General features: G+C 67.4%; 17 protein-coding genes. 5 read left to right on the top strand and 12 right to left on the bottom strand.

The annotated features are described in order from the left end of the window. Positions 1-59: 59 nt before the first annotated feature. The 5 genes from mmsB to BM013_RS35850 are packed head-to-tail and all read right to left on the bottom strand — an operon-like array spanning position 60 to position 5210. Complete coding sequence (gene mmsB, locus BM013_RS35870) at positions 60-953, bottom strand: 3-hydroxyisobutyrate dehydrogenase (protein WP_093134376.1); 894 nt, start codon at positions 951-953, stop codon at positions 60-62. A 40-nt stretch (positions 954-993) separates the two neighbouring features. Next, on the bottom strand, positions 994-2112 hold the full coding sequence (locus tag BM013_RS35865) for an enoyl-CoA hydratase/isomerase family protein (protein ID WP_093134374.1): 1119 nt from the start codon (positions 2110-2112) through the stop codon (positions 994-996). A gap of 28 nt (positions 2113-2140) precedes the next feature. Further along, positions 2141-3295 carry an acyl-CoA dehydrogenase family protein gene (locus BM013_RS35860; RefSeq protein WP_093134371.1) on the bottom strand — a complete coding sequence of 385 codons (1155 nt, stop codon included), beginning with the start codon at positions 3293-3295 and terminating at the stop codon, positions 2141-2143. Next, positions 3292-3690, bottom strand: coding sequence for a lysozyme inhibitor LprI family protein (locus tag BM013_RS35855; protein ID WP_093134369.1), 399 nt, complete (start codon positions 3688-3690; stop codon positions 3292-3294). The genes BM013_RS35860 and BM013_RS35855 overlap by 4 nt, the downstream gene beginning before the upstream one ends. Then, positions 3687-5210: a CoA-acylating methylmalonate-semialdehyde dehydrogenase gene (locus BM013_RS35850; protein ID WP_093134366.1), complete on the bottom strand. Its 1524-nt coding sequence runs from the start codon at positions 5208-5210 to the stop codon at positions 3687-3689. The genes BM013_RS35855 and BM013_RS35850 overlap by 4 nt, the downstream gene beginning before the upstream one ends. A 163-nt stretch (positions 5211-5373) precedes the next feature. Between BM013_RS35850 and BM013_RS35845 the strand changes: the two genes are divergently transcribed. After that, positions 5374-6270 carry a LysR family transcriptional regulator gene (locus BM013_RS35845; RefSeq protein ID WP_093134364.1) on the top strand — a complete coding sequence of 299 codons (897 nt, stop codon included), beginning with the start codon at positions 5374-5376 and terminating at the stop codon, positions 6268-6270. A 9-nt stretch (positions 6271-6279) separates the two neighbouring features. Here the strand turns inward: BM013_RS35845 and BM013_RS35840 are convergent, their stop codons facing one another. Next, positions 6280-6612: a hypothetical protein gene (locus BM013_RS35840; protein WP_093134360.1), complete on the bottom strand. Its 333-nt coding sequence runs from the start codon at positions 6610-6612 to the stop codon at positions 6280-6282. Positions 6613-6783: 171 nt separating this feature from the next. Between BM013_RS35840 and BM013_RS40925 the strand changes: the two genes are divergently transcribed. Both BM013_RS40925 and BM013_RS40920 read left to right on the top strand, forming a co-directional pair. After that, positions 6784-7392: a hypothetical protein gene (locus BM013_RS40925; protein WP_143098455.1), complete on the top strand. Its 609-nt coding sequence runs from the start codon at positions 6784-6786 to the stop codon at positions 7390-7392. After that, complete coding sequence (locus BM013_RS40920) at positions 7389-7694, top strand: hypothetical protein (RefSeq protein ID WP_143098454.1); 306 nt, start codon at positions 7389-7391, stop codon at positions 7692-7694. Before BM013_RS40925 ends, BM013_RS40920 begins: the two co-directional genes overlap by 4 nt. Before the next feature lie 141 nt (positions 7695-7835). On the opposite strand, the gene BM013_RS35835 is transcribed toward BM013_RS40920, so the two are convergent. The 6 genes from BM013_RS35835 to BM013_RS35810 form a co-directional block, all read right to left on the bottom strand. Further along, positions 7836-8891 (bottom strand): DUF4241 domain-containing protein, encoded by a 1056-nt coding sequence (locus tag BM013_RS35835; protein WP_177225662.1) that lies wholly within the window; start codon positions 8889-8891, stop codon positions 7836-7838. A gap of 34 nt (positions 8892-8925) precedes the next feature. After that, the gene (locus tag BM013_RS35830; RefSeq protein ID WP_093134355.1) at positions 8926-10308 is read right to left on the bottom strand and encodes a CoA transferase; all 1383 of its coding nucleotides are present in this window, start codon (positions 10306-10308) and stop codon (positions 8926-8928) included. Between the two features lie 167 nt (positions 10309-10475). Then, the gene (locus BM013_RS35825) at positions 10476-10877 is read right to left on the bottom strand and encodes a hypothetical protein (RefSeq protein ID WP_093134353.1); all 402 of its coding nucleotides are present in this window, start codon (positions 10875-10877) and stop codon (positions 10476-10478) included. Between the two features lie 4 nt (positions 10878-10881). Continuing rightward, positions 10882-11385, bottom strand: a complete 504-nt coding sequence (locus BM013_RS35820; protein ID WP_093134350.1) for a hypothetical protein — start codon at positions 11383-11385, stop codon at positions 10882-10884. 204 nt (positions 11386-11589) lie between these two features. Then, positions 11590-12228: a 3-oxoacid CoA-transferase subunit B gene (locus tag BM013_RS35815; RefSeq protein WP_093134347.1), complete on the bottom strand. Its 639-nt coding sequence runs from the start codon at positions 12226-12228 to the stop codon at positions 11590-11592. Position 12229: 1 nt separating this feature from the next. Next, positions 12230-13042 carry a CoA transferase subunit A gene (locus BM013_RS35810; RefSeq protein ID WP_093134345.1) on the bottom strand — a complete coding sequence of 271 codons (813 nt, stop codon included), beginning with the start codon at positions 13040-13042 and terminating at the stop codon, positions 12230-12232. A 94-nt stretch (positions 13043-13136) separates the two neighbouring features. Here BM013_RS35810 and BM013_RS35805 point away from each other — a divergent pair, with 94 nt between their 5' ends. Both BM013_RS35805 and BM013_RS41500 read left to right on the top strand, forming a co-directional pair. Next, entirely contained in the window at positions 13137-13703 is a 567-nt protein-coding gene (locus BM013_RS35805) for a LuxR C-terminal-related transcriptional regulator (protein WP_093134342.1), read from the top strand. Positions 13704-13936: 233 nt separating this feature from the next. Further along, positions 13937-14083, top strand: coding sequence for a hypothetical protein (locus BM013_RS41500; protein ID WP_177206695.1), 147 nt, complete (start codon positions 13937-13939; stop codon positions 14081-14083). Positions 14084-14104 lie beyond the last annotated feature (21 nt).

The raw sequence follows: 14104 nt of genomic DNA, 5'->3' as shown, positions 1-14104 counted from the left end.
CCCCGCGCGGCAAGCGCCGCGCCGGGCCGCGACCGACAGTTCCCGCCGCCGTCGCTGCCTCAGGACTTCTGGACCAGCTTCAGCACGCTGGAGAAATCGAGCGCGCCGTGGCCCGCGAGGCTGTGCGCCGCATACAGGCTGCGCGCCAGGCCGCCCAGCGGGGTGGCCGCGCGCACGGCGGTGGCGTTCTCCTGCGCCAGGCCCAGGTCTTTCAGCATCAGGTCGGTGCCGAAGCCGCCCGCGTAGTTCTTGGAGGCGGGGGAGGTCTCCATCACGCCCGGCATCGGGTTGTACTTCTCGAGCGCCCAGTTGCCGCCCGAGCTGCGGCGCATGATTTCAGACAGCACCTTCGGATCGAGCCCGTTGGCCACGCCCAGCGCCAGCGCTTCCGACGTGCCGATCATCAGGATGCCGAGCAGCATGTTGTTGCAGATCTTCGCGGTCTGCCCCGCACCGGCCGCGCCGGCGTGGAAGATGTTCGCGCCCATCTTCTCGAGCACCGGGCGCGCGCGCTCCAGGTCCTTGGTGTCGCCGCCGACCATGAAGGTCAGCGTGCCGGCAATGGCGCCGCCGGTGCCGCCCGACACGGGCGCGTCGATCATCGCGATGCCCTTGGCGTTGGCCGCCTCGGCCACCTTGCGCGACGTGGCCGCGGCGATGGTGCTGCTGTCGATCACCAGCGTGCCGGCGCGGATGCTGTCGAGCAGGCCGGGCTTGCCGCCGCCGCCGAGGAACAGGCCCTCGACGTGCGCGCTGGCCGGCAGCATGCTGACGACCACGTCGGCGTCGGCCACGGTCTCGCCGGCCGAATTGGCGATGGGCAGGCCCTCGCCGCCGAACTTCTTGCAGGCTTCGGCCGAGAGGTCGAAGGCGCTGAGCGTGTGGCCGGCCTTGTGCAGGTTCATGGCCATCGGGCCGCCCATGTTGCCCAGGCCGATGAAAGCGATCTTCATGTGTCTTGTCTCCGTTGTTCTGTGCAGGAAATGGTGAGAGTCAGACCAGCGAGGCCAGCTCCGGCGGCATCTCGCCGCGCGGGCGCAGGTGGTCTTCGATGAAGGCGGGCGTGATCTCCTCGAGCGTGGCCGGGTTCCAGCGCGGGTTGCGGTCCTTGTCGACCAGCACCGCGCGGATGCCTTCGGCAAAGTCCTTGTGCGCGCAGAAGCCCAGCGAGGCCCAGTACTCGAGGCGGAACACTTCGGCCAGCGACATGCGCGGCACGCGCTGCCACAGTTCGAAGCTCAGCGCCGCAGAGCTCGGCGCGCCCTTGGCGAAGGTCTTGGCGGCGCCCTGCAGCCAGGCGTCGTCGCTTTGCAGTTCGCGCATGCGCCTGGCGATGTCGAGCAGGTCGTCGCCGGCCATCAGCGCGTTGATGGCGTCGTAGTGCTCGCGCACCTTCGAGGGCGGCATTTCAGCGCCCTCGCCGGCCTTGGCCAGGATGCGCGACAGCGTGGCGCGGTCGGCCCTGGCGTCGCCGCCGGCCCATTGCGTGGACGCGATGGCCGCGAGCACGTCGGCCTTGCGCTCCTGCGGCACCAGCACGTCGGCCAGGCCGCAGAAGATGGTGTCGTGCGCGTTGACGTTGGCGGCCGTGAGCGCCAGGAACAGGCCCGTGCGGCCCGGCGTGCGGCGCAGGAACCAGCTGCCGCCCACGTCGGGGTACAGGCCGATGTTGATCTCGGGCATGGCGATGCGGCTTTGCAGCGTCATCACGCGGTGCGAGGCGCCGGCCAGCAGGCCCACGCCGCCGCCCATCACGATGCCGTGGCCCCAGCACAGGAAGGGCTTGGGAAAGGTGTGGATCAGGTGGTCGAGCTCGTACTCTTCGCGGAAGAAGTCTTCGGCGTAGGTGTTGCGCTCGGGGCCGCAGTCCAGCAGCGTCTGGTAGAGCTGGCGCAGGTCGCCGCCGGCGCAGAAGGCCTTCTCGCCCGCGGCCTGCAGCAGCACGCCGACGACGCCGTCGTCCCGTGCCCACTCGCGCAGCTTGGGCGTGAGCAGGCGCACCATGTCCACGGACAGCGCGTTGAGCGACGCCGGGGCGTTGAGCGTGGCCACCGCGAAGCGCTGGCCGCCGGCGGTCTTGATTTCGTCGAAGAGAACTACGTTGTCGGTCATTGTTTGAAAGATTCCATGTGCACGACGCTCAGCGGATGTCGCTGTCGCCTTCGAGCAATTTTCGCGCAACGATGACGCGCATGATTTCGTTCGTGCCTTCGAGGATCTGGTGCACGCGCGCGTCGCGCACCAGGCGCTCCAGCGGGAACTCGCTCAGGTAGCCGTAGCCGCCGTGCAGCTGCAGTGCGTCGTTGCAGACGTTGAAGCCCGCATCGGTCGCAAAGCGCTTGGCCATCGCGCAGTAGGTGCTGGCGTCGGCATGGCCCGCGTCGAGCTTGGAGGCCGCGAGGCGCACCATCTGCCGCGCCGCGACCAGCTCGGTCGCCATGTCGGCCAGCTTGAACTGCAGCGCCTGGAAGCTCGCGAGCGGCTTGCCGAACTGCTGGCGCTCGTGCAGGTAGCGGCGTGCCGCGTCGAGCGCGCCCTGAGCAGCGCCCACCGAGCATGTCGCGATGTTGATGCGCCCGCCGTCGAGCCCCTTCATGGCAATGCGAAAGCCCTCGCCTTCCTTGCCCAGCAGGTTCTGCGCGGGCACGCGCACGTTGTCGAAGTTGATGGTGCGCGTGGGCTGGCTGTTCCAGCCCATCTTGTGTTCCTTCTTGCCGTAGCTGACGCCTGGCGCGTCGGCCGGCACCGCGAAGGCAGAGATGCCGCTCGCGCCCGCGCCGCCCGTGCGCGCCATCAGCACCAGCACGTCGGTCGCGCCCGCGCCCGAGATGAAGGCCTTGCCGCCGTTGATGACGTACTCGGCGCCCTGCAGTTCGGCGCGCGTCTTCAGCGAGCCGGCGTCAGACCCTGCGCCCGGCTCCGTGAGGCAGTACGACGCCAGCTTGCGTCCGCTCGTCAGGTCTTCGCCCCACTGCGCGGCCACCGCGTCGCTCGCCCAGGTGCCGAGCATCCACGTCGCCATGTTGTGGATGGTGATGAAGGCCGTGGTCGAGGGGTCGACCGCGGCCATCTCCTCGAACACCAGCGCCGCGTCGAGCCGCGGCAGGCCGAGGCCGCCGATGCGCTCGGGCGCGTACAGGCCGCAGAAGCCCAGCTCGCCGGCCTTGGCGATGGCCTCTTTCGGGAAGATGGCCTCGGCGTCCCACTGCGCCGCGTGCGGCGCGAACTCGGCCTGCGCAAAGCTGCGCGCACTCTGCGCGAAGGCGTTCTGCTCTTCGGAAAGTTCGAAATTCATTGCTCGCGACCCTTCCAGCGATCCAGTTCAGCGCTTCGTTTGCGGGTTGATTTTTCCAGGCAGGAGCTGAACACCAGCGGCCAGATGGAGCCACCCTCGTTCGCCTTCGCCGCACGCTTGCAGGCGGGGTCCCGGCCCTTGAGCCAGGCCCGCTGTTCGTTGCGCAGCGCGACGCGCATCTGCGGCGAGAGCGTCTTCATCACCTCGCCGTACCGGATGTTGAGCGTGGCGTCGGCCGCACGAAAATCGCGCGCCGCGCACTCGTTCATTTCCTGCTGGTTCCCGTTGGGGTTGCAGTCGGTCGCGCCGGCGTCGGCAGCGGCCTGCGCCCTGCCGGCGAGCAACGCGACCGTCGCCACCGCGCCCCAGGCCGCGATGCGAAGCCCTCGCCTCATTTGAGGCTGATGGTGGTGTTCACGCCGTGCGAGACGGTGCTGTCGTCGAACCAGCGCGCCGTGACGGTCTTGGTCTGCGTGTAGAACATGATGACCTGCTTGCCGTACGGGCCCAGGTCGCCGAGTTTCGACGCGCGCGAACCGGTGAACGAGAACATCGGAACCGGCACCGGAATCGGCACGTTGATGCCGACCTGGCCGACGTCGATGTCTTCCTGGAAGCGGCGCGCCGCGGCGCCCGACTGCGTGAAGATGGCCGTGCCGTTGCCGTTCGGGTTGCTGTTGATCAGCTCGATGGCTTCGTCGATGGTCTCGGCATCGGCCACGCACAGCACCGGGCCGAACACTTCCTGGTCATAGATCGTCATGCCGGGCTTCACGCCGGTGAAGATCGTCGGGCCGACGAAGTTGCCTTTCTCGAAGCCGGGCACGGTGGGCTTGCGGCCGTCGAGCACCAGCTTGGCACCGTCGGCCTCGCCGCGTTCGATGAGGCTGTTCACGCGGTCGTACGCTGCGCACGACACCAGCGGGCCCACGTCCACGCCCTTCTCGGTGCCGGCGCCTATCTTCAGCGTCCTGGCCTTCTCGATGAGCTCGGGCACCCAGTTGCGCGCATCGCCCACCAGCACCGCCACCGACACCGCCATGCAGCGTTGGCCGGCTGCGCCGAAGCTCGCGCCGGCCAGTGCGTTGAGCGTCTGCTCCTTGTTCGCGTCGGGCATCACGATGGCGTGGTTCTTCGCGCCCATCATGCATTGCGCGCGCTTGCCGGCCAGCGTGGCGCGGTTGTAGACGTGCGTGCCGACCTTGGTGGAGCCGACGAAGCTGATCGCCTTGATGTCCTTGTGGTCGCAGATGCCGTTGACGATGGCTTCGCCGCCGTGCACCACGTTCAGCACGCCGGGCGGAATGCCGGCTTCGAGCGCCAGTTCGCACAGGCGCATGGTGACCATCGGGTCTTGCTCGGAGGGCTTCAGCACGAAGGTGTTGCCGGTGACGATGGCCATCGGGAACATCCACAGCGGGATCATCGCGGGGAAGTTGAACGGCGTGATGCCGGCGCACACGCCCAGCGGCTGCAGCAGCGTGTAGGTGTCCACGCCGTTGGCCACGTTGTTGGCCAGCTCGCCGAGCTGCAGGTTGCCGATGTTCGAGGCGTGCTCGACCACTTCGAGGCCGCGGAACACGTCGCCCTCCGCATCCGGCAGCGTCTTGCCCTGCTCGGCCGTGAGGATCGCGGCGAGCTCGCCCATGTTCTCGCGAATGAGCTGCTGCAGCTTCAGGAAGATGCGCGCGCGCGCACCGATGGGCGTCTTGCGCCAGGTCTTGAAGGCTTCCTTGGCGGAGGCGACGGCGGCGTCCAGTTCGGCCGGGGTGGCGAAGGGCACGCGGGCCAGCACCTGCTGCGTGGCCGGGTTGACGACGTCGCGCCATTCGGTGGTCTTGGATTCGACCAGCTTGCCGCCGATCAGCAGCTTGACGGTGGCGACTTGCGTCGAGGGGGTGGTGGTGGCGTCCATGAGGGTTTGTCTCCAGTGAATACGGGTGCCGGTTGAACCGGTTCGGCCACGCATCCTAGCTTTGCAGATTTGCCATGACAATAGACAAATATGCGCGGCCGCTTTGCAAAAATGCAAAGCCCCCTCCTCGATGGCGCGGCGATCCGGCCACACAAGGGCACACATGGACTGGGACAACCTGCGGTACTTTCTGGAACTGGCCCGCTCGGGCACGCTGATGAGCGCGGCGCGCCGGCTCGAGGTCGACCACACCACGGTGGCGCGGCGCATCCAGGCGCTTGAAAAAGAAGTCGGCGCCCCGCTCTTCTCGCGCGAATCGGGCGGCCACCGGCTCACCGAGGCGGGCCGGCGGCTGCAGCCGCAGGTCGAGGCGATGGAAAGCGCGTTCCAGGCCGTGGAGAGCACGGCGCCGGCTTCGCAGGAAGGGCTGTCGGGGCTGGTGCGCATCGGCGCGACCGAGGGCTTCGGCACGGTGGTGCTGGCGCCGCAGCTGGCGCTGTTCGCCGTGCAGCACCCCAAGCTCACCATCGACCTGCTCGCCATGCCGCGGCTGGTGCACCTGTCGCGGCGCGAGGCCGACATCGTCATCTCGCTCGAGCGCCCCGCGCGCGGGCCGGTGGTGGTCAGCAAGCTCACCGACTACACCTTGCGCCTCTATGCATCGAAGAAGTACCTGGCCGCGCACAAGCCCATCAAGACCCGCGAAGACCTGCGCGGCCACACCTTCATCAGCTACGTGGACGACCTGCTCTTCAGCAAGGAGCTGCAGTACCTGGACGAACTGCACCGCCCCGACGCCTTCGCGCTGCGCAGCACCAGCGTGCTCGCGCAGCACAGCGCGGTGGTGGCCGGAGCGGGCATCGCGGTGCTGCCGGCCTTCGTGGCGGAGAACGACGGCGCGCTGAAGCCGGTGCTGCCGGGGCAGGCGAACTTCACGCGCACCTTCTGGATGTCGATGCCGGCGGAGACCAAGCACCTGGTGCGGATGCAGGCGGTGTGGGAGTTTTTGCGCAACACGGCGCAGGCGCAGCAGCAACTGTTGCTGTTGCCCCCGGCCTGAGGTCGCGCCTCAACGCCGCGGCGGCGCGATGTCCGGAAAGTTCTGCGCCACGAAGTCGACCACGAAGGCCTGCGGGTCCACGCGATGGTTCTCCGTGTCCGCATGGTCGAGGTAGCGGCGCCAGAAGTGCCGGATCTTGTCGGGCACGTCGTCGGCAAAACCCATCTGGCTGCTGACGATTTCCTGCCAGGTGCCGCTGGCGCTGAAAGTCTGCGCGAGCCGGGGCTCCAGCGCCTCGAGCGTGGCCCGTTTCTGGTCGTCGAGCTGGTCGATGGCGTCGAGCACCAGGCAATCCACCAGCCGCAGCAGCGGCCTTCCTTCGTATCTGTTCGTTGTCGGCATGCGCCCAAGTTTCGCACTGGTTGGCGGCGGTGGAATTGCCCCGTAGTTTTTTCCAGTCACCGTGCGCTTGTGCGCGCATTTGTTTCCGGCGTAACAGGGCGCCGACAGAGCGGTGACGCTGTTCGGCACACCATCTCTCGGATACCACAACGGTCCGTAAAGGGAGAGGAAATGAAAGTTCGAGAATTCGACGCCGCGTCAGGCCAATCCAAATCCACCGACTCATCGCCTGTGAGTACCGCGTCAACCACGGTTGCGCAGGCACAGCACGCTGAACCAACCATCACTCTGTACGGACGAATTGCAGCGGGCCCGGTCGGCTACGTCAGTTGGCCAGACCCACCCGACCTTCACTTTTCCATCCTCATCGACGACGCATACAGCGGCATCACCGTGCTCGACGGCCAGCCCACCATGTGGGAAGCAGGCCTGCGCAACATGGCGCTCATCAAGACCAATCGGTATGACAACGCCACCCCGAGCGGCGTGCGCGTGCGAATTCCCCTTGAGCCGCCAGCCGGCATGAGCAGACGCGAGTTTGCGCAGCGGATCATTGTTCGTTCGCAGAAATTCGCAAGCTACGCTGCACCCTGCTCGGCACCCAAAAACATCGGAGGATCGCGCATGCGGCCCGGCGAATACAACAGCAGCTCCTATGTCGCCGGCCTCCTGGACAGCGTCATGGGTCATGTGCCATCCGTATCGACACCCGGATTTCAGACACCAGGCTGGGAAAATCCGATGCCTGGTCACTTCTTCAAGGGCGAGGCAATCCGATGAACACCGGCTCACGCCTGGGCGTGCATGTACTGGCGTGGGCCGCGTCGATCCCGGCCTTGAACGTGTTGCTGACTGCGTTGGAGCGGCACGGCGTGCTCCCTGTTTCGGGAGATATCGTGGCTGCCGTTGCAATGGCGCTGCTGCTGTGGGCCGTGCTGATCTACCGGCACCGCGTGCCTCATGCGGTCCGCGCGTTCGAACGCGGGCTGTGGCTCCTGGCCTTCACGGTCGCGATGCTGCTCGTGGGTGCGACCGCGCTCTTTGCCGCGTTCTGGGTCACGGTCGCCATCTACGGACTCTGACGCGCAAAAAAGTGGGCTGCGCGGTGACTCACCGCTCGGCGACAGGTAGCCACACCGACCAGCCTGTAGAGCGTGTGGAGCGCCCGGGCGGCCTGGACGGCCGGGGCGACAGGGTGCGCGCTGCGCTGGGCGCCTGGCGGCTCAAGAGAACAAGCGCTTGAGCAAGCCCTTGCGCGGCTCGGGCGCTGCGGCCTGCTCCAGCAATTCGATCATTCCTTCGACACGCGGCTTCTTCAGTCGCCGCGCGTAGTCGAAGTAGCTCTGGTCCTTGTCGATGCTGTAGAACCTGGGCGGCATCGGCAGGCCCGGCGTCGATGCGAGCAGCGCGCGCAAGGCGTCGAGGTGGTTGGTGCGGATCGCGCTCATGATCGCCGTCTCGCCGAGCGAAGGCACGATCTCGTTCGTGCCCGCGAGCCCCGCGGCGAGCAAGGGCGCGATGGCGGCCGCATCGCCGCCCGTGGCTGCCGCGCCCAAGGCTTCGAGCGCCGCGAGTTTTTCCGGCGACAGGCTGGCCTTGTACGCATCGCCGCGCTTGTCGTCTTCGTCGCGCGCGTCGCCGCCCTTGATCGTCATGAAGTCGGTGACCAGCGCGACAGGCTCGCCGGCCGCGTCGAAGGCCCAGAAGCTCGGATAGGTGCCGTCGCCCCAGCCCGCGCTGAAGATGACGACGTTGTTCGCGGAGCCTGCCCCTAGCGGGTAGTGGTCGACGCTGCGGTCGTCGCCCATCTCGGCGTCGATCACGTTGTCGAAGTAGCTCACGTAGTCGGGGCCGGCGGACTCTTTCGCGTCGCGCTCGGCCATGGCGGCGGGCGTGTCAGCGTCCATGAAGCAGCCGACGCCGGCATCGACCGGGTAGCCGAAGAATTCGCCGTCGCCCAGCGCTTCGGGGGATTCGCCTTCGCGCAGGGCCAACGCCCATGTCAGATCGCCAGCCGCGAGGCTGGCACGGTCCCGCAGCCACAGCACGGCCAGCGCATTGCGGCCCTTGTCGTGCAGCAGCTCCACGTCGAAGCGCCCGCGCACCTGCACGTTCACGGCGAACGGCGCGCGCTCGGGCTGCACCAGCGCGTCGCAGGCGACGACGCGCCCGCTCGTGATGTTCAGCGCGCCGCAGCGATTGCGTTGCAGGTGACGCGCGGCCAGCGCGGCGTCATCGAGAAAAAGGGCTTGCAGGTTGTCGTTGTCGAGGTAGGCCATGGGGCCCAGTTTCTCATTGCCTGGCCACAGTGCGTCAAACAGGCCAAACGGGCGCATCGGTGCCCGGCGGCACGGAGGGGCGCGCATAGGCGGCCGGCGTACGGGACAGCTGCGCGCTGTGGCGCAGCGCGGCCAGCTCGCCAAAGCCCGACTTCGAAGTCTCGACATACCGTGTGGACGATGGCTTCGCAATGGCCAGCCCATCGGCCACGCGGCCCAGCGAGCGCAGCCAGCGCCCCGTCTGCGCAAGCGATACCTGAACATGCCAGCTGCCGCCCTCGCGCTGCTGACGCCACAGGGCGGCGGCCGCGCCGAAGGCCATGAGGTAGCCCGTGGCCTCGTCGAGGATCTGCATCGGCAAGGCGCGCGGCTTGCCGTCGCCGGCCGCCTTGCCTTCCGCGTCGTTGAAGCCCGTGGCGGTCTGCACGAGCGAGTCGAAGCCGCGGCGTTGCGCCCAGGGCCCCTGCGTGCCATAGGCCGTGAGCGACACGCAGACGATGCCCGGGCGCAGCGCGCTGACCTCGCGCGGCCCGAAGCCCAGCGCGGCCATGCCGCCGGGCCGGTAGCCCTGCACGAACACATGCGCATCGGCGATGAGCTCGTGCAGCGTGGCGCGGCCTTCGTCGGTGCGCAGATCGGCGTGCGCGCTGAGCTTGCCGCGGCTGGTGTCCGCGATGGCTTCGATGTTGGGCAGCTTCGGCGAGTTGATGAGCATCACGTCGGCCCCGTAGGCCGCGAGCGCCTTGCCGCCGACCGGGCCGGCCAGGATGCGCGTGAGGTCGAGCACGCGCACGCCGCTCAAGGGGCGCTGGTCTTCATTCAGCGCCGGCAGCGGCAACGGCGCCGCGTCGCCGATGCGCTCGATGGTGAACAGTGGCTGCGTGGCCAGGGCCTGCGCCTGGGGCGTGGCATCCCATTCGTCGAAACTGCGCAATGCGGTGACGACGAGGCCTTGTGCGGCAGCGGCGTCTTCGAAATCGCGCGCCTTCCACGTGGCCATGGCCGCTTCGGCATCGGCGCGCGTGGCGGTCGCGGGGTCGAGCTTCATCAGCCGCAGCGCGCCGTCGCGGTGATGCGCGAAGTTCGCGTGCACGCGCACCCAGCCGTCGGCGCATGGGTAGAGGCCCGAGAACTTGTCCCAGATGTCGGCCACGTGCCCGTCGAGGCTGAACCAGCCCGTGCATTCGAGCGCCGCGTGCAGCATGTCGACCGACACGTCCTGCCTCGGCACGCCGCGCGCGTGCGCCAGCTCGCAGGCCGCGAGCGCGGCAGCCGCGATGGTGCTCTGCGCTGCGGCGCCGACCGCGAAGGACGAGGGCAGCACGGGGTCGGCGCCCGTGAGCCGCGCAAACGGCAGGGCTTCTTCGGGCAGGCCCGCCTGCCGCCAGATACCGCCCAGGACTTCGCTCGCATTCATTTCACATCTCCAGAACGTCCAGAAGCAAAAAGGCAGGGCCCGCTCGCGCAGCCCTGCCTTGGTCGTCGTTGCGCGGCATGCCTTACGGGAATCAGCTTGTGCCTGACGGCGTGCCTTCCCTGCTCTGCAATGCACCCTTGCACGCAACGCCGCCGACCCCGTGAAGTTCAGGGATCGACGCCGTACTTGGCCCGGAACTCGCTCTCCATCATCTTGCAGGAGCCTGCGATGAATTGCTGAGTCCCCGGGTCCTGCGCTTTGCTGGAATGTTCCTTCCAGCAAAGCTCGATCGCGAGGCGCTCTATCTGCCGCTCGGAGGGTGGCCCCGACAAGGCGCCGATCGCGAACACCAGCAAGAAGAGCCCCGCGGGAATGATGAGGACCAGCCACCACAGCGAAAAACCGGAGCGCGCGGCGACAACCACCGGCTGCGGCGAGTCCTCGGGCACCTCGACGGGAGATTCGGTGCCGGCGTTACGCAGGCCGTCGTAAGCGATGGCCTCGTCGGCGTCAGGAAAGATGCGATCGTCGACACGGTAGGTGCCGTCGGCCAGCTTGACAACAGCCATGCACTTACCGATCGGCGTCGGACAGCAGGAAGCGGTTCTGGCCGCCATCGACCACTTCGACTTCTCTGGACAGCGTCCCGCCTTGGCGCTCATAGCGGATGGTCCAGACAACCTCGGAGATCAGCAGGTACTTGCCTGCCGGCACCTTGGGGAAATCGAAGTTCCCCTGGGCATCGCAGCGCGTGTTGCGAGCAAGGGCGGCGTACTCGCGCAAAACCTTGTTGTCCCCCGCGTACTTCGGCACTTGTCCCCGCGCGGTGATGGAAGCTATCTCCTTGAAGAACGATGTGGCCGGGAACAGCACGGCACGCGAACCGGCGCAGGTGACGGTTCCGCCGCCCTGCTGCCGCAGGAACGCCTGTCCCGTGACCATGTTCGGCCCCGTCGCCGCATAAGGGGCGTGCTCCTTCAGGTCGAACTCCGCTTGGATGGGCACTTCCTTCGGAGGCATCGCACAGCCCGCAAGAAGTGCCGCCGCAGCCAGCGCACCGATGATCGATCTTTTCATTTACCTCTCTCCATGGTTCTTTCGGCACTTGCAGGCCGATTGGAAGAATTTCCGCCCCATATCCTAACGTTCCGTTACGCAAGTCGATGCAATTCGACGCGCGCTTTCGCCTGCATTCATCTCGGTTCTCAAGCGCCGCCAGAAGCAAAAAAAGCAGGGCCCGCTTTCGCGGCCCTGCTTCGATCGCGGCTGCGCTCGCGCGCCTTAGGGGATCAGCTTGGCACCCGTCTTGCCCTGCAGCGTGTCGAAGCTCACGCCCGGCGCCAGCTCGACGACCTTCAGGCCTTCGGGCACGACGTCCATCACGGCCAGGTCGGTGATGATGCGGTCGACCACGCCCACGCCGGTCAGCGGCAGGGTGCAGGCCTCGAGGATCTTCAGGTCTTCGGTGCCGTCTTTCTTCTTGGCCACGTGTTCCATGAGCACGATCACGCGCTTCACGCCGGCCACCAGGTCCATGGCGCCGCCCATGCCCTTGACCATCTTGCCGGGGATCATCCAGTTGGCGAGGTCGCCCTTGGCGCTCACCTGCATGGCGCCCAGGATCGACAGGTTGATCTTGCCGCCGCGGATCATCGCGAAGCTGTCATGGCTGCCGAAGATGGCCGAGCCGGGCAGCGTGGTGACGGTCTGCTTGCCGGCGTTGATCAGGTCGGCGTCGACGTTGTCTTCGGTCGGGAACGGGCCGATGCCCAGCATGCCGTTCTCGCTCTGCAGCCACACTTCCTTGGTGCCGGTGTGGTTGGCCACCAGCGTCGGAATGCCGATGCCCAGGTTCACGTAGAAGCCGTCTTCGAGTTCTTGGGCGGCACGGGCCGCCATCTGGTCTTGGGTCCAGGGCATCTCAGGCTCCTTCTTTCTTGTTGGCGGGCACGGTGGGCACGGGCACCTCGGTGCCGGCGGCGGCCTGCGCGATCACGGCCTGGGCCTCGACCTTGGCGGCAGCGGCGTCCACCGGCGCGGCGGCGCTCACGGTGCGCTTCTCGATGCGCTTCTCGGGGCTGGCGTTGAGCACGATGCGGTGCACGTAGATGCCCGGCAGGTGGATGTCGTCGGGGGCCAGTTCGCCCACTTCGACGATCTTCTCGACCTCGACGATGCAGACCTTGCCGGCCATGGCGGCGGCCGGGTTGAAGTTGCGCGCCGTCAGGCGGAAGCGCAGGTTGCCCGACTTGTCGGCCACGTCGGCCTTCACCAGCGCCACGTCGGGCACCAGCGAATGCTCCATCACGTAGGTTTCGCCGTTGAACTCGCGCAGTTCCTTGCCTTCGGCCACTTGCGTGCCCACGCCGGTCTTGGTGAAGAAGGCCGGAATGCCCGCGCCGCCGGCGCGCAGCTTCTCGGCCAGCGTGCCCTGGGGCGTGAACTCCAGCGCCAGTTCGCCCGCCAGGTACTGGCGCTCGAACTCCTTGTTCTCGCCGACGTAGGACGCGACCATCTTCTTGATCTGGCGCGTTTCCAGCAGCTTGCCGAGGCCGAAACCGTCGACGCCCGCGTTGTTCGACACGACGGTCAGGTTCTGCACGCCGGAGTCCTTCAGCGCGTCGATCAGCGCTTCGGGAATGCCGCAAAGGCCGAAGCCGCCGACCGCGAGCATCTGCCCGTCGGCCACGACTCCCTTGAGTGCCGCGTCGGCGGAGGGATAGATCTTGTTCACTCGGGCTCCTTGATGGATGAATGGAGAGTGGGTGGGAAAGCCCTGAACGATACTACGTACCCGCATACGTAGTATTTCGTAATGGTGACCCCCGATGCCCGAGATCGATTACCGGCTGGCTTTTGAGCACGCGCCCGTCGGCATGGTGGTTTCGAGCAACCGCACCATCGTCGCCTGCAACCTGCGGGTGTGCGAAATTTTCGGCGCAACGCCCCCGGCGCTGGTGGGGCATTCATTCAGCATCCTCTACCCCAGCGTGGCCGAGTTCGAGCGCATCGGCAAGCGCATGGAGCCCTTCCTGAACGCCAGCGGCAACTACGCCGACAACCGCATGATGAGACGCCTGGGCGGCCTGCACGGCGCCATTGCGGGCGAGACCTTCTGGTGCCACGTCACCGGCCACGCGCTGAACCGCGCGGCGCCGCACGAGGCCGGCATCTGGACCTTCGAGGATCTGGGCTCGCGCCGAGCCGTCAAGGCCGAGCTCACGCCGCGCGAGCGCGAGGTGGCCGCGCAGGTGATGCGCGGGCTCACCTCGAAGGAGATCGGCAAGGCGCTCGGCATCAGCCACCGCACGGTCGAGCTGCACCGGGCGCGGCTGATGCGCAAGTACGCGGCGGCCACCACCGCGGAGCTGGTGCAGAAGCTGATCGCGGGCTGAAGCCTGCAATCTGCGCCGCGTCATTTGCAGCGCGGCGCGCAAGGCGCTGCGCACTGGGCGCGCAACGGTCGGGCGCGACAGCGCAGGCCGCCAGAAGTTCCAGCTGATCGCCCGCCGATCGTTGCAGAAACGGAAACGCCGTGTCGTCGAACCGGAGCCGCCGGCGCGCACTGGGAGGTCTATCGTTGAAGCCATGCAGGGCACGAAGCCCGCAATCACCCAGGAGTCCGAAAATGTCCACACCCCTTCATTCCGAAAAGAGCCTGTTGCTGCAAACGCAAGCCTCTGTCGCAAAGGCCCATGCGCTCGCGGTGCAGAAGCTGCCGGTGGCGCTCACGCTCTCGGCCATCATCCTGTCGATCATCAACGTCAGGCTGTAGCGCCGCCTCGCTCGTTCGCAT

The organism is Variovorax sp. OK605, assembly GCF_900115445.1.
Taxonomy (GTDB): Bacteria; Pseudomonadota; Gammaproteobacteria; order Burkholderiales; family Burkholderiaceae_C; genus Variovorax.
The sequence above is the reverse complement of the archived record's forward strand: the minus strand, read 5'-3'. Positions and strand labels throughout refer to the sequence as shown.

Bases quoted from the DNA above. Each gene is read 5' to 3' on its own strand.
- mmsB (WP_093134376.1), bottom strand. From the start codon at position 953: ATGAAGATCGCTTTCATCGGCCTGGGCAACATGGGCGGCCCGATGGCC.
- BM013_RS35865 (WP_093134374.1), bottom strand. From the start codon at position 2,112: ATGACCGACAACGTAGTTCTCTTCGACGAAATCAAGACCGCCGGCGGC.
- BM013_RS35860 (WP_093134371.1), bottom strand. From the start codon at position 3,295: ATGAATTTCGAACTTTCCGAAGAGCAGAACGCCTTCGCGCAGAGTGCG.
- BM013_RS35855 (WP_093134369.1), bottom strand. From the start codon at position 3,690: ATGAGGCGAGGGCTTCGCATCGCGGCCTGGGGCGCGGTGGCGACGGTC.
- BM013_RS35850 (WP_093134366.1), bottom strand. From the start codon at position 5,210: ATGGACGCCACCACCACCCCCTCGACGCAAGTCGCCACCGTCAAGCTG.
- BM013_RS35845 (WP_093134364.1), top strand. From the start codon at position 5,374: ATGGACTGGGACAACCTGCGGTACTTTCTGGAACTGGCCCGCTCGGGC.
- BM013_RS35840 (WP_093134360.1), bottom strand. From the start codon at position 6,612: ATGCCGACAACGAACAGATACGAAGGAAGGCCGCTGCTGCGGCTGGTG.
- BM013_RS40925 (WP_143098455.1), top strand. From the start codon at position 6,784: ATGAAAGTTCGAGAATTCGACGCCGCGTCAGGCCAATCCAAATCCACC.
- BM013_RS40920 (WP_143098454.1), top strand. From the start codon at position 7,389: ATGAACACCGGCTCACGCCTGGGCGTGCATGTACTGGCGTGGGCCGCG.
- BM013_RS35835 (WP_177225662.1), bottom strand. From the start codon at position 8,891: ATGGCCTACCTCGACAACGACAACCTGCAAGCCCTTTTTCTCGATGAC.
- BM013_RS35830 (WP_093134355.1), bottom strand. From the start codon at position 10,308: ATGAATGCGAGCGAAGTCCTGGGCGGTATCTGGCGGCAGGCGGGCCTG.
- BM013_RS35825 (WP_093134353.1), bottom strand. From the start codon at position 10,877: ATGGCTGTTGTCAAGCTGGCCGACGGCACCTACCGTGTCGACGATCGC.
- BM013_RS35820 (WP_093134350.1), bottom strand. From the start codon at position 11,385: ATGAAAAGATCGATCATCGGTGCGCTGGCTGCGGCGGCACTTCTTGCG.
- BM013_RS35815 (WP_093134347.1), bottom strand. From the start codon at position 12,228: ATGCCCTGGACCCAAGACCAGATGGCGGCCCGTGCCGCCCAAGAACTC.
- BM013_RS35805 (WP_093134342.1), top strand. From the start codon at position 13,137: ATGCCCGAGATCGATTACCGGCTGGCTTTTGAGCACGCGCCCGTCGGC.
- BM013_RS41500 (WP_177206695.1), top strand. From the start codon at position 13,937: ATGTCCACACCCCTTCATTCCGAAAAGAGCCTGTTGCTGCAAACGCAA.